Source organism: Ochrobactrum sp. RH2CCR150 (genome assembly GCA_014138095.1).
Classification (GTDB): Bacteria; Pseudomonadota; Alphaproteobacteria; order Rhizobiales; family Rhizobiaceae; genus Brucella; species Brucella gambitense.
The window spans coordinates 584207-598551 of the sequence record JACGXE010000001.1 but is presented as its reverse complement, the minus strand read 5'-3'; the positions used below and the strand labels follow the sequence as shown (position 1 = coordinate 598551).

The following is a 14345-nucleotide window of genomic DNA, read 5'->3' as shown; positions in this document are numbered from 1 at the left end:
TTTGAATAGCCATATTGCGCTCCTATATCCTGTTAAACCAACATTGGGCGAGGAACGGAATGAATATCGGGCAGGCAGCCACAGCATCAGGCATATCGGCGAAGATGATCCGCCATTATGAAACCATCGAGCTTATCGAGGCTGCTGATCGCACGGATTCCGGCTATCGCGTCTACACGCAAAAAGATGTCGAGACGCTGCGCTTTATTCGCCGCAGCCGCGATCTCGGTTTTCAGGTCGAACAAATCAAGGAACTGCTGGCGCTCTGGCGTGACCGCAACCGCGCATCCGCCGATGTGAAGAAGGTCGCGCTCGTTCATGTCGAGGAGCTTGAAACCAAGATGCTCCAGCTTCAGGAAATGGCCGACACGCTGCGCCATCTGGCAAAGAACTGCCATGGCGACAATCGCCCCGACTGTCCGATCATTCACCAGCTTGCGGAAAATGCCGCCGAGCCGCGCAAGCGCCCCGCCGCGCGCAAGGGCGAATTGCTGCACAGCAAGGTCTGACCGATCCACATCTTCAGATGAAAAAACGCCGGGATTTCTCCCGGCGTTTTTATTGCAGCTCCCTTTGGGAGTTAGCTTTTTGGAAGCGTATAGGCGATGACGTAATCGCCCGGCTTGGTGCCGATAGAACCGTGCCCACCGGCAACCATCAGCACAAATTGCTGATCGCCAACCGTATAGGACATCGGCGTCGCCTGTCCGCCTGCGGGCAGACGCGCTTCCCAAAGCACCTTACCGCTGGTCAGATCATAGGCGCGCAAATAATCGTCGACAGCTGCGCCGAGGAAGGCAACGCCGCCCGCCGTAATCATCGGACCACCGATGCCCGGCACGCCGACTTTCAGCGGCAGCGGAACCGGCGCCATATCGCGAATGGTGCCATTGCGATGCTTGTAGACGGTCTTGCCGGTTCGCAGATCGACGCCCGCAACATAGCCCCATGGCGGAGTCTGGCACGGAATGCCGAGCGGTCCGAGGAACGGTCCCATGAAGACGCCATAAGGCGCACCATCATTGCGGTTCAGTCCCTGTTCGCTGCCCTTTTCATCCTGTCCCTTCGGCGGAATTTCCGAACGCGGAACAAGGCGCGAGGTGAAGGCCAGATAGGTCGGCATGCCGAACATCACCTGACGCACCGGATCAACGGCCACACTGCCCCAGTTGAAGACACCGAAATTGCCCGGATAGACAATGGTGCCCTTCAGCGACGGCGGCGTGTAGCGCCCCTCATAGGCCAGCTGGTGGAACTTGATGCGGCAGGCGAGCTGATCGAACATCGTCACGCCCCACATATCGCTTTCGCGCAATGCTGGTGGGCTGAAGGTCAGATCGGAAATCGGCTGCGTTGGCGACGAATGATCTTCCGAGATTGTGCCGGTCGGGGCCGGAATTTCCTTGATCGGAATGATCGGCTCGCCGGTGCGGCGGTCGAGCACATAGAGGTCGCCCTGCTTGGTCGGACCGACCAGCGCTGGCGTACCGTTGATATCAAGCAGAACCGGCTGCGCCGGAACGTCCATATCCCACAGATCGTGATGGACCGTCTGGCGCACCCACTTCACCTGACCCGTATTCACATCAAGTGCGACGATGGAGGAGGAATATTTCTCCACATTTTCGCTGCGTCCCATGCCGAGCTGGTCAGGCACCTGATTGCCAAGCGGAACGAAGATCAGGCCGAGTTTTTCGTCCACGCTGGAGACCGACCAGCTATTGGGCGAATTCGTCGTGTAGAACTGGCCTTCCGGCAACGGTGTCGTGACGTCCGGATTACCCGAATCCCAGTTCCAGATAAGCTGGCCCGTGCGGATATCGAAGGCGCGGATGACGCCCGACTGTTCTTCCGTCGAGTAATTGTCGTTGACGGCGCCGCCGACAATGATCTTGTCGCCAACAACAGCCGGAGGCGAGGTCGAGTAATAATAACCGGCCGGATTAAACTTCATGCCATGGCTGAGATCGAGCGTGCCGCCATTGGCAAAATCGGTGCAGATTTCACCGGTCGCCGTATCAAGCGCGATCAGGCGGGCATCCGAGGTCGGCAGATAGACCCGCTCGGCGCATTTGGCGCCAGCCGTTGCATTGGAGTCCTTCCAGTAGCTCACGCCACGGCAGGTCTGGTGCTGGCGGTCGGTGTTGAAGCCGACTTTCGGGTCAAACTTCCACTTTTCCTTGCCGGTCGCGGCGTCGAGCGCAATCGCCCAATTATGCGGCGTGCAGAGATAGAGCGAGTCGCCAATCTTGAGCGGCGTCACCTGATAGGTGGTTTCGCCGACATCTTGCGGCTGCTTCACGTCACCGGTCTGGTACTGCCAGGCAACCTGCAATTTGGAGACATTGTCCGGCGTGATCTGCGACAGCGGCGAATAACGCTGGCCATAGGGTGTGCGGCCATATTGGTGCCATTCACCGTCCGGTACATTGCCGCCCAGATCGGGTGTCGCCGCAACCTTGTCTGTCGGGAGACTGCCCGCAATATTGTAGGGGTCCTGTGTCATGGAATAACCGGCGATTGCAAGCGCAATCACGCTTGCGACCGTCAGCGGCAGGCCACCGCCGCCCTGCCCGCCATTCAGCGGCTTGCGGATCCACGGGGTCAAAAGCCAGAGGCCAAGCAGCACGATAATGCCGCCGCGCGCGCCAAGCTGCCACCAATCGAAACCGACTTCATAAACGGCCCAGCCCAGCGAGCCGAGCACGATCAGCGCATAGAGCCACAGAGCCGCCGCGCTTCTTTTCAAGAGGAGAGCGGCTGTCAGCAAAAAGCCGACAGCCGCAATGATGTAGTACCAGCTGCCCCCCAGGGTAACGAGCTGGACACCGCCCCAGCCGAGCGCCAGCCCGACCAGCACAAGGACGATAGAGGTCAAGGAAATAAGCAAAATAATACCCCTTCAAGTGTGACTGCAGACCGCCGTGCCTGAACCCGAATGCACGGAAAACATCGAATGCGAGAAGTCCTGATGGGTGGGAGTGTCGTTGCGTTTCGAATGCACCGACACTCTCTGCCTCCAAATAAAACTAGGCAGAAATCTAAAAAGACCAGAGGAAACAAAAAAGGCGGCTCGTGAGAGCCGCCTTTGCTTGGGAGTTAGTTTGAATTGCTGCGTTGGTCAGCCGAGTGGGCTTTGGAACCGGCGGAGCCTCAGCGCATTGCTGAGCACGAAGATGCTCGACAGCGCCATCGCACCCGCTGCCAGAACCGGCGATAGCAAAGTGCCGGTGAAGGGATAGAGAATACCGGCAGCGACCGGAATGAGCGCCACATTATAGGCGAAGGCCCAGAAGAGGTTTTCGCTGATATTGCGGATTGTCGCTTTCGATATCGCGATGGCGTTTGCAACACCGCGCAGGTCGCCTGACATCAGCACCACATCCGCGCTTTCAATCGCAATATCCGTGCCGGTGCCAATGGCAATGCCAACATCTGCTGCTGCCAGCGCCGGGGCGTCGTTGATGCCGTCACCGACGAAAGCAATACGCTTGCCGCCAGCCGAAAGCCGCTTCAGCGCTTCGACCTTGCCGTCCGGCAGCACTTCCGCCACCACTTCATCAATGCCGAGCCGCTTGGCGATGGCCTGCGCAGTGCGGCGATTGTCGCCGGTGATCATCGCCACGGTAAGCCCCTGCTCGTGCAGGGCAGCGATGGCGGCAGGCGTGGTTTCCTTCATCGGGTCGGCGACCGTGATGATGGCCGCAAGCTTACCGTCAACGGCGGCATAAAGCGGAGATTGGCCTTCATCGCCGAGACGCTTCGCATCCTCGGCAAATACCGCCACATCATGGCCGAGTTTGGCCATATAGCGGTCGGCGCCGATGGCGACTTCATGCCCTGATACCGTCGCCTTGAGACCGAAACCCGGCACTGCTTCGAAAGCCGAGACATCAGCAAGCTTCAGGCCCTTTTCCTTGGCAGCCGTCACGATGGCGTCGGCAATCGGATGTTCAGAGCGAGCCTCGACAGCTGCCACCAGCGCCAGAAGTTCTTGCCTGTCGAAACCGTCCACCGTTGCAAAATGCGCCAGTGCGGGCTTGCCCTGGGTCAGCGTGCCGGTCTTGTCGACAGCGATAATCGTTGCATCACGCAAGGTTTGCAGCGCATCGCCACGGCGAAACAGAACACCGAACTCTGCCGCGCGACCGGTGCCAACCATGATCGATGTCGGGGTTGCCAGCCCCATTGCGCATGGGCAGGCAATGATGAGAACGGCAATCGCATTGACCAGCGCATAGCCGAGCATCGCGGTGCCGCCAATGGCGAGCCAGAGCACGAAGGTCAGCGCGGCAGCGGCCATGACGGCGGGCACGAACCAGCCTGTCACCTTGTCGACCTTGGCCTGAATGGGCAGCTTGTCGGCCTGTGCATCTTCCACCATGCGGATGATCTGCGAGATCACCATGTCGCGGCCAACCTTGGTGGCGCGGAAGGTAAAAGCGCCCGTTTTGTTGATGGTGCCGCCAACCACTTCCGCACCCTTGTTCTTGGCGACAGGCACGGGCTCGCCGGTGATCATCGATTCATCGACATAGGACGAACCTTCGATCACTTCGCCATCGACCGGCACTTTCTCGCCGGGGCGCACTTGTACAACATCGCCTGCACGCACGTCTTCGAGCGGCACATCGAGCGTCTCGCCATCGCGCACCACCCGGGCCGACTTGGCCTGCAAGCCGACCAGACGGCTGATGGCCGCGCTGGTGCGTCCCTTGGCGCGCGCTTCAAGATAGCGCCCGATCAGGATCAGCGTGACGATGACCGCGGCCGCCTCGAAATAAACGTTGACCGTGCCCGCGGGCAAAATGCCCGGCAGGAAGGTTGCGACAAGCGAGAAGCCCCAGGCCGCAAGCGTGCCGACAACAACCAGCGAGTTCATATCCGGTGTTGCGCGCAGCAGCGCCGGAATGCCCTTCTTGAAGAAGCGCAGACCCGGCCCGAACAACACAAGCGTGGTCAACACGAATTGCAGATACCAGCTATTCTGCATGCCGACCCGGTCCATCACGAACATATGGACAGCGGGAATGAGATGCGATCCCATTTCCAGCACGAAGACCGGAAGGGTCAAAACTGCCGCCAGCAGAACGCTCTTTTTCAGTTCAACAGCTTCGGCATCGCGCTTTTCGCTTTGGGTTTCAGCTGGTGCTTCGTCGGCGTGATCGTTCAGCGACCGCGCCTCGTAACCGGCTTTCTCGACAGCCTTGACGAGTTCGGCGGTCTCGACCTGTCCGGCCAGTTCCACATGCGCACGCTCGGTCGCCAGATTGACGTTGGCGCGCGTCACGCCCGGCACCGCATTCAGCGCCTTTTCGACTTTGCTGACGCAGGAGGCGCAGCTCATGCCGTCAATGGCGAGATCGATGCTGCCGGACGGAACCTCGTAACCCGCCTTGCGGATGGCATCGATGACGGCAGGCAGATCCGGCGTGCCCTTGAAGGTAACATCGGCGCGTTCGGTGGCGAGATTGACGGAAACCTTGTCGACGCCTGCGACCTTCGACACGGCCTTTTCGACCGAGGAGACACAGGATGCGCAGCTCATGCCTTCCACGGGAACGGGAAAGCTGATGGATTCGTGATCGACGGGCTTGTTCATGGCAATCCTCTTCGAGACCTTTAGCGGTCCCCTTTCACACCTCCGGAGAGGCTAAATTTCTGAATTGCCATATAAGTAGTCCTTCCCACCGTTGGAAGGTCAAGCGCTTTTTTGGAAGCGGAAATGCGGTGTAGTGACGGCGGATTTTCCGGGTCAGATTGGCAGCCGGTTATGGGCTGCGGGCATGGCGAGACCGGTGCCGTTGTTGCTCTGGATAAAGGCCTGCACATCGCTGGCCGGCATCGGGCGTCCGGTCAGAAAGCCCTGCACTTCGCCGAAACGTTCGGTCCTCAGGCGCTCAAGCTGCTGTGTTGTTTCTACGCCTTCGGCAGTGGTGACAATGTTGAAACCAGCGCCCAGCGTGGCCACCGCCTGGATGATAGCGAGATCACGCGTATCCGCTTCGATCCCGGATACGAAGCTGCGATCGATCTTGATCTTGTCAAACGGAAAGGAGCGCAGATAGCTGAGCGAGGAATAGCCGGTGCCGAAATCGTCCATGGCAATGCGAGCGCCAAGGCGGCGCAACTCGAACAGCAGCTCGATATTGTGCTTGCTGTTGGAGAGGAACACCGATTCGGTGATTTCCAGTTCGAGCCGGTTCGGCGACAGGCGGGCCGCGTCCAGCGCATCGGTTACAGAGTGCAGAAGCGAGCTTTGGCTGAACTGGACCGGCGACAGATTGACCGAAACCTTGATGTCCTCCGGCCAGGAAACCGCTTCGCGGCAGGCAGCCAACAGTACCCAATCACCGATAGGGCCGATCAATCCGGTTTCTTCCGCAAGCGGAATGAATTCCGCCGGGGAAATCATCCCGCGTTCGGGATGACGCCAGCGGATCAGTGCTTCGAAACCGGAAATCAACCCGCTCTCCAGATTGAAGATCGGCTGGTAATGCAGTTCGAACTGTTGGGACGACAGCGCCTGACGCAGCTCGCTCGTCATGATGTGGCGCTTTTCAGCGGCCAGACGCAGCGAGTGCTGGTAGAAATGGAAGCTGCGCCTGCCGCTCGATTTCGATGCGTGAAGCGCCAGATCGGCATTGCGCATCAGCACGTCGGAATTATCGCCATGCAGCGGCGCCTGCGCGATGCCCATGCTGCAGGTGACGAATTCGGAGTTATCGCCGAGCTTGAACGGTTCCTGAAACGCCGAAAGCACCCGATCCGCAAACATGGCGATCTGGCCAACGGTCCCGCTGCGGTAAATGACGGCGAATTCATCGCCGCCGAGCCGTGCGATGAACTGGTCGCTCGTGGTGATCTGACGCAACCGCTCGGCCACCTGCTGCAAAAGCTGGTCGCCTGCCTGATGGCCGATATTGTCGTTGATGCTCTTGAAATGATCGATGTCGATATAGAAAAGCGCAAATGGCTCCGCATCACCGCCCTTTTTCTGCAATTCCTCCACATGATGGGAGAAATAGGCACGGTTGGGCAATCGCGTGAGGCTGTCATGCATGGCGATATGGGCCATGCGCGCCTCGATTTCGCGTCGTTCGGTGACGTCTTCGATCAGGCCGATCAGATAGCGCGGCGAAGCGCCGTCAATCGGCGGAATGGAACTCTTGATCACGCGCAGAATACGCAGGGTTCCATCGTCGTGATGGGTTTTATATTCGACGCTCAGCGCTTCGCCCTTGCTCATCACCTGACGATCCTGCTGCGCATATTGGCGGCGCTCCAGATCCGTCATCAGTTGCGCGTCGGTAAAGCCGACCACCGTCTCGACCGCCTTGCCGCTCGCCTGCGATGCCGCCTGATTGTAGAGCACGTAACGCCCCTCATCCTGCATGTCCTTGATGAACACGCCGAGCGGCAGATTGCTGACAAGGCTATCGAGCAAAGACTGGGCATGGATCGCCTGCCGGTTGGCTTCGGCAAGTTCGGTCCGGTCCTGCACAATGGCGAGAATAGCTTCCCTGCCATCGAACTGTACCTCACGCCCGTAGGTCAGGACTTCGATGATTTCGCCGTCGGCGCGCCGGTGCTGCCAGCGCTCCGGGCGCTCCAGATCGCTGCGATCACGAACAGCGCTCAGCATGCGCTCGCGCTCAGTATGCGGACGGATATCAAGTACGGTCATGCCCGGCAGCTCGTCGGGCGTGTAGCCGTAAAGCGCATAGGCCGCGTCGTTCATGATGATGAAGCCGAGAGTCTGCGGATCATAGACCCACATTGGCGTCGGATGGGTGGTGAACAGAATACGGAAATCCTGCTGGGATGTGCTCGCCATGGAGCCTCCCGCCTCTGCCGGACCGGCTTTCCGCTTCGCCATTATAAACCCCTTGCCCCAAGCCGACACATGCCGTCAGTCTAAATTAGCCAATAAAACCTCTCACTGGAACATCATATTCCGCATGAGTTCATGACCAGACAGGCACGAACAAACAGGCGGGGACTGCCACCAGGACACACTTCCCCGCAGGGACAATACGACCAATGGTTTTAACAAACCATATATGAAGGAGGCGCTCATTTAGTTTTTTCTGATGATCTTATTCTTATCGCGCCGCCATCATGGGGAAGTGAACCGGCATCTGCTGAAGACCGCCAGAGACGGCTTGACCACTCAAAACTTCCGGCCTATGCCTATGGCAGCAAAATTCGTTGGGGTGCCTCGAAAGAGGCTGAGAGGCGCGTTCTCGCGTTAACCCATTGAACCTGATCCGGGTAATACCTGCGTAGGGAACGGAGTTTGACGCGTCGCGGACAGGGTTCATCCCACTCGGAGCTTATGCTCCATACAGGTTCATGGCGTCTCATCTTTCCGTTCGGAATGAGAGACGATACGATGAACCAGAAACATAGTTTCTCCCGACCCAAATCCAACAATGGCCAGACACTGTCTGCGCCCATCTGCGTGACCCCCATCTGTGTGACCATTGCCGGTTCCGACAGTGGCGGCGGTGCTGGCATTCAGGCCGACCTCAAGACATTTTCAGCGCTGGGCGTCTATGGCGCGAGCGTCATTGCCGCTGTGACCGTGCAGAACACCTGCACGGTGAGCGCGGTGCACGATATCCCGCCCGCCATCGTCGCGGGCCAGATAGACGCCGTTTTCAGCGATCTCGATGTTGCCGCAGTGAAGATCGGCATGGTGTCCGTGCCCGAAACCATCGAGGCCATTGCGCGCGGGCTTGCCCATTTTTCCGGCCCCATCGTTCTCGATCCGGTGATGGTGGCCAAGTCGGGCGACCGGCTTTTGAGCGAAAACGCCATTGCGCTTTTGCGCCAGAAACTGGTGCCGCTCGCAACGCTTTTGACCCCCAACCGGCCTGAAGCGGCCTGCCTGCTCGGCTCCGGTCTGGCGCTTGATGACGATGACGCCGAACAGCAAGGCCGCGCATTGCTCGAACTCGGCGCGAAGGCCGTTCTGATGAAGGGCGGCCATGCCGAAGGCGAAATTTGCGTCGACCTGCTCGTTCGCCGCGATCAGCCGACGCTGCGTGTCGAGGCACCGCGCATCCGGACCGACAACACCCATGGCACAGGTTGCACGCTCTCCTCGGCCATTGCTGCGGAGCTTGCCAAGAACCTGCCGCTCGAAAAAGCGGTGCTTGCAGCCCACACCTATCTGCAAGGGGCAATCCGCGCTGCCGACACATTGAAGATCGGACACGGCCATGGGCCGGTGCACCATTTCCATGACCTCTGGAAAACCCGAACGGAGGAGATTGCGTGATGCGCGTCACCATCATCGGAGCGGGTGTTGCCGGTCTTGCCACTGCCGCCGAGTTCACCGATCAGGGCCACGCCGTCACGGTGATTGCCCGCAGCCCGCAGATCGGTTCCGACTGCTGCTCCTGGCTTGCAGGCGGCATGCTGGCGCCATGGTGCGAAGGCGAAAGCGCCGAGGAACCTGTGGTGCGGCTCGGTCAGGAAGCGATTGGCTGGTGGGAAAAGCACGTCTCCGGCGTCAAGCACGAAGGCACTCTGGTTCTGTCGCACAACCGCGACGCCAGCGAGTTGCGCCGCTTCGCACGCCGCACGGAAGCCTTCGACACAATAGACAGTGAACGCATTGATGCGCTGGAGCCTGATCTCGCCGGACGTTTCCGGCAGGGCCTGTTCTTCGCACGCGAAGGCCATCTCGACCCGCGCAAGACACTGGTTGAGCTGGCCGAAAACCTGCAAAGAAAGGGCGTCGTGTTCCAGCTCAATACGGAAGCGGACGCAGCGAAGATCGACGCGGATATTATCGTCGATGCCCGCGGTCTTAGTGCCCGCGATGTGCTGCCCGATCTGCGCGGTGTCAAAGGCGAGATGCTGGTTGTCCGCTCGCGTGACATCAACCTTTCGCGACCCGTCCGCCTCCTCCATCCGCGCATTCCGCTCTACATCGTGCCGCGCGGCGACGGCGTGCACATGATCGGCGCGACGATGATCGAAAGCGATCAGCGCAGTGGCATCAGCGTGCGCTCAACACTGGAACTTTTGAGCGCGGCCTATGCCCTGCATCCGGCATTCGGCGAGGCGGAAATTCTCGAAACCGGCGTCGATGCGCGCCCTGCTTTTCCAGACAATCTGCCCCGCGTGAGACGGCGTGGCAAAACCATCTATGTCAACGGGCTTTACCGCCACGGCTTCCTGCTTTCGCCGGCGATAGCGCGCATGGCGGTTGCGGCCGCGACCACGCCCGAAACCATGCCCGAATTTGTGGAGGACTATGCATGACAATCGTGCTGAACGGTGAAGTCATCACCACGGCAGCCGCCAATCTGGCGGCACTGCTCGCCGAGATCGAACTGGACGAAGCGGTTGTCGCAACTGCGCTGAACGGCGAATTCGTGGCAAGCGACGAGCGCGCAGCCGCGACCTTGTCGGCTGGCGACCGCATCGAAGTTCTGGCCCCGATGCAGGGAGGCTGAGATGCTTGAATTCTATGGCAAAAAATTCGAAAGCCGCCTGTTGCTCGGCACGGCGCAATATCCATCGCCCGCCATATTGGCGGATGCGGTGCGCGCTTCGCAAAGCGATATCGTCACCGTGTCGCTGCGTCGTGAAAGCGGCGATGCCCGCGCCGGACAGGACTTCTGGGCGCTGATCCGCGAGCTGGGCGTGGCCGTTCTGCCCAATACGGCAGGCTGCCACACGCCGCGTGAAGCGGTGACCACCGCCAAAATGGCGCGTGAAATCTTCGGCACCAACTGGATCAAGCTGGAAGTGATCGGCGACCACGACACGTTGCAGCCAGATCCGTTCGGCCTTGTGGAAGCAGCGCGCATACTCTGCGATGACGGCTTTGAGGTCTTTCCCTATATGAATGACGATCTTGTCGTCGCGGAAAAGCTCATTGAAGCCGGTTGCAAAGTGCTGATGCCCTGGGGCGCGCCCATCGGCTCAGGCCGTGGCCTCAACAACCCTTATGCGCTGAAGACCATGCGAGCGCATTTCCCCGACATTCCGCTTGTCGTCGATGCCGGCATTGGCGTGCCGTCCCATGCGGCTGCGGCGATGGAACTGGGCTATGACGCCGTGCTCATCAACACCGCTGTCGCCAAGGCTGGTGATCCCGTCGCCATGGCGCGCGGTTTTGCGCTTGCGGTTGAAGCCGGGCGGCTCGCTTTTGAAGCGGACGCCATCGAAGCGCGCGATATGGCGGCACCTTCCACCCCTCTTCTCGGAAAGGCGTTTTTGTAATGGCCCTCGATCCGTTCTACCCGATCTTCGACAGCGCAAAATGGCTGGAGCGCATGGTGCCGCTCGGCGTCAAGCTGGTGCAGTTGCGTGCCAAGGACAAGACCGAGCCGGAGCTGCGCAGCGAAATCCGCGCCGCACGGGAAATCTGCCTTGCGCATGACTGCCAGCTGATAGTCAACGACTATTGGAAGCTCGCGCTGGAGGAAGGTTGCGACTTCATCCATCTCGGACAGGAAGACCTTGACGATGCCGATCTTGACGCCATTCGCGCCGGTGGTTTGAAACTGGGTGTTTCGAGCCATGACGAGGCGGAACTGGACCGCGCCCTGTCGGTAAAGCCAGACTATATCGCGCTTGGCCCCATCTACCCGACCATTTTGAAAAAGATGAAATGGCACGAGCAGGGCCTGCCCCGCCTTGGCCAATGGAAGGCGCGAATTGGCGATATTCCACTGGTCGGGATCGGCGGTATGAGCGTCGAACGCGCACCGGGCGTCTTTGAAGCGGGCGCCGATATCGTTTCCGTCGTCACCGACATCACCCTCAATGCCGACCCCGAAAGCCGCCTGCGCCAATGGATCGAAACCACCCGCGCTTATGCAGGCCACGCTCTGGAGCAGACCCCCATGGAAAGGCAACGCAAATGAAAAAGACCGTCTTCGCCGCCCTGTTCGGCCTCGCTTTCACGGTTGCCACTTCGGCTCACGCCGATGACAAGCTGAAGCTCATTCTCGACTGGTATGTGAACCCGGATCATGGTCCGATCATCGTCGCCGACAAGCTCGGCTACTTCAAGGATGCCGGGCTGGACGTGGATATCGTCGCGCCTGCCGATGCATCGACACCGACCAAGATGGTGGCGGCGGGACAGGCCGATCTTGCCATTTCCTATCAGCAGCAGGTGCATCTTCAGGTGCATGAAGGCCTGCCGCTTATCCGCGTCGGCACCTTGATCGACTCGCCGCTCAACTGCCTGATGACCCGCGACGACGGATCGGTGAATTCCATTGCCGATCTCAAGGGCAAGAAGATCGGCTATTCGGTCGCCGGAACCGAGGAAACTCTGCTCGGCACCATTCTCGGCCAGCACGGTGTCAAACTCTCCGATGTCGAACTGATCAATGTGAATTTCTCGCTCGCGCCATCGCTGATGTCGAAGCAGGTCGACGCTGTGATGGGTGCTTATCGCAATGTCGAACTGAACCAGATGGCCGTCGAAGGCGTGCCCGGCAAATGCTTCTTCGTCGAGGAGGAAGGCGTGCCGGTTTATGACGAGCTGGTCTATGTCGCCGCCACGACCAAGCTGGATGCGGCGGAAAAGAACAAGATTTCGCGCTTCCTCTCGGCCACAGAGAAGGCCGCGCAATATATCGTCAATCACCCGGACAAGGGTTACGAGCTGTTTTCATCCTATAGCACCGAGCTCAAGGATGAGCTGAACCAGCGCGCCTGGAAAGACACCGTGGCGCGCTTCTCACGCTCGCCTGCGAGCCTCGATTATGGTCGCTGGCAGCGTTATGAGGCCTATCTCAAGGAGCACAATCTGGTGCCTTCCATCCTGCCGGTCGAGAAATTCGCCATCGACGTCAACGCGGAAGGGAGCAAGTCATGAGCCAGCCGCAGCCGCATTATTCATCCCAACTGTTCACGCGCCTGCGCGCCGCGACGCTTGGCGACTGGAAGCCCTATATCGAGCATGAATTCGTGCGCGGACTGGGCGACGGCACCCTGCCGAAAGCTGCCTTCCTGCATTATCTCCGTCAGGACTATGTCTATCTGCACCACTATGCGCGCGCCTTTGCGCTGGGCGTCGTCAAGGCAAATACGCTGCAGGAAACCCGGCTCTGCGCCGATATCATGCACGGCCTTGCCCATATGGAACTGCCGCTGCATGTCAGCATCTGCGCCCGCGAGGGGATCAGCGAAGACGAGCTTTACGCGACGAAGGAAGAGCCGGAAAATCTAGCCTATACGCGCTATGTGCTCGATTGCGGACAAGCGGGCGATTTCCTCGACCTACTGACCGCGCTTGTGCCCTGCGCGCATGGTTATGGCGAGATCGGCCTCAATCTCGCCGTGACCGCCCTGCCCGGCACGCCCTATCAGGAATGGATCGATACCTATGCGGGGGCCGAATATCAGGACATGTGCCATACGGTCGGCAAGCTGTTCGATCAGGCCGCCAAAGACCGCATCGGCGACGACTTCGAGAAAAGCCCGCGCTGGCCAAGGCTCTGCCAGATTTTTGCCACCGCAAGCAGGCTCGAAGCCGAGTTCTGGTCGATGGGGCTAAGGGCGGCTTAGTTGGAGGGAGCAGTTCTAACTCGTTCCCGCACAAGGCGCATCGCCGACGGCTTGCTGTCGGCGGCGGTGGCGCTGGCGATCTGGCAGGCGGTGGTGAGCATCGGCCAGATGCCGCGCTTCATTCTGCCCGGTCCGCTGGATGTGGCGCAGGCGCTGATCACCAATGCCGGGCTGATTGCAGAAAACGCCGCCGCCACCATCGGCGAAGTTCTGGGCGGTCTTGTCCTTGGCAGTGCGGTCGGCATCGCAACCGCCATCTGCCTGATGATGTCGCCGCTGGCGCAGCGGCTCGTCATGCCTGCGATGGTGTTCAGTCAGGCGATCCCGATCTTTGCGCTCGCCCCGATTTTGACTTTGTGGCTCGGCTACGGTCCTGCATCGAAGATCGCGGTTACAGTGCTGATGATCTTCTTCCCCATTGTTTCCACCTTCTTTGACGGCATGCGGCGCACTGATAGCAGCCTGATCGACGCGGCGGAAATTCTGGGGGCCGGACGCATGGCGATCCTGTTTCGCATCCGCATTCCGTCTGCCTTTCCCTCACTGGCGTCGGGCCTGAGCCTTGCCGCAGTCTATGCGCCCATTGGTGCCGTGGTGGGTGAATGGGTCGGTGCATCGAAGGGCCTCGGCTATCTGATGCTGCTCGCCAATGGACGCGCCAAGGTGGATCTGATGTTCGCCTGCCTGTTTGTGCTGGCGGCCTTCACCATGCTGCTGCACGGCACGGTGTCGCATTTCGCCCGCAAGCTTGCCGCCTGGCCAAAAAAAGCCGCATAAAAAAACCGGCGGGGAAACCG

The 14345-nt window shown here is 59.8% G+C and carries 12 protein-coding genes and 1 riboswitch; of the genes, 9 read left to right on the top strand and 3 right to left on the bottom strand.

Features of this window, described 5'->3' with window-relative positions:
- Window positions 1–59: 59 nt before the first annotated feature.
- The gene (cueR, locus tag FHW03_RS02690; protein ID WP_182519234.1) at window positions 60–509 is read left to right on the top strand and encodes a Cu(I)-responsive transcriptional regulator; all 450 of its coding nucleotides are present in this window, start codon (window positions 60–62) and stop codon (window positions 507–509) included.
- A gap of 71 nt (window positions 510–580) precedes the next feature.
- On the opposite strand, the gene FHW03_RS02685 is transcribed toward cueR, so the two are convergent.
- The 3 genes from FHW03_RS02685 to FHW03_RS02675 all read right to left on the bottom strand — a co-directional run bounded on the left by FHW03_RS02685 (window position 581) and on the right by FHW03_RS02675 (window position 7780).
- On the bottom strand, window positions 581–2890 hold the full coding sequence (locus FHW03_RS02685; RefSeq protein ID WP_182519233.1) for a glucose/quinate/shikimate family membrane-bound PQQ-dependent dehydrogenase: 2310 nt from the start codon (window positions 2888–2890) through the stop codon (window positions 581–583).
- Window positions 2891–3121: 231 nt separating this feature from the next.
- Entirely contained in the window at window positions 3122–5602 is a 2481-nt protein-coding gene (locus tag FHW03_RS02680) for a heavy metal translocating P-type ATPase (RefSeq protein ID WP_182519232.1), read from the bottom strand.
- Window positions 5603–5755: 153 nt separating this feature from the next.
- Entirely contained in the window at window positions 5756–7780 is a 2025-nt protein-coding gene (locus FHW03_RS02675; protein WP_377514047.1) for a putative bifunctional diguanylate cyclase/phosphodiesterase, read from the bottom strand.
- Between the two features lie 422 nt (window positions 7781–8202).
- Window positions 8203–8309: riboswitch (TPP riboswitch) on the top strand.
- An 86-nt stretch (window positions 8310–8395) separates the two neighbouring features.
- Here FHW03_RS02675 and thiD point away from each other — a divergent pair.
- From thiD to FHW03_RS02635, 8 genes are read left to right on the top strand one after another with little or no spacing between them, the layout of a single operon-like run.
- Complete coding sequence (gene thiD, locus FHW03_RS02670) at window positions 8396–9286, top strand: bifunctional hydroxymethylpyrimidine kinase/phosphomethylpyrimidine kinase (RefSeq protein ID WP_182519230.1); 891 nt, start codon at window positions 8396–8398, stop codon at window positions 9284–9286.
- Window positions 9286–10278, top strand: a complete 993-nt coding sequence (gene thiO, locus FHW03_RS02665; RefSeq protein ID WP_182519229.1) for a glycine oxidase ThiO — start codon at window positions 9286–9288, stop codon at window positions 10276–10278. The genes thiD and thiO overlap by 1 nt, the downstream gene beginning before the upstream one ends.
- Window positions 10275–10472, top strand: a complete 198-nt coding sequence (gene thiS / locus FHW03_RS02660) for a sulfur carrier protein ThiS (protein WP_010658054.1) — start codon at window positions 10275–10277, stop codon at window positions 10470–10472. Before thiO ends, thiS begins: the two co-directional genes overlap by 4 nt.
- A 1-nt stretch (window position 10473) precedes the next feature.
- Window positions 10474–11244, top strand: a complete 771-nt coding sequence (locus tag FHW03_RS02655; protein ID WP_182519228.1) for a thiazole synthase — start codon at window positions 10474–10476, stop codon at window positions 11242–11244.
- Window positions 11244–11891, top strand: a complete 648-nt coding sequence (locus FHW03_RS02650; RefSeq protein ID WP_182519227.1) for a thiamine phosphate synthase — start codon at window positions 11244–11246, stop codon at window positions 11889–11891. The genes FHW03_RS02655 and FHW03_RS02650 overlap by 1 nt, the downstream gene beginning before the upstream one ends.
- Complete coding sequence (locus tag FHW03_RS02645; RefSeq protein ID WP_182519226.1) at window positions 11888–12856, top strand: ABC transporter substrate-binding protein; 969 nt, start codon at window positions 11888–11890, stop codon at window positions 12854–12856. The genes FHW03_RS02650 and FHW03_RS02645 overlap by 4 nt, the downstream gene beginning before the upstream one ends.
- Window positions 12853–13548: a thiaminase II gene (tenA, locus tag FHW03_RS02640; RefSeq protein WP_182519225.1), complete on the top strand. Its 696-nt coding sequence runs from the start codon at window positions 12853–12855 to the stop codon at window positions 13546–13548. Before FHW03_RS02645 ends, tenA begins: the two co-directional genes overlap by 4 nt.
- On the top strand, window positions 13549–14325 hold the full coding sequence (locus FHW03_RS02635) for an ABC transporter permease (RefSeq protein WP_182519224.1): 777 nt from the start codon (window positions 13549–13551) through the stop codon (window positions 14323–14325). It abuts the gene before it with no gap.
- Window positions 14326–14345 lie beyond the last annotated feature (20 nt).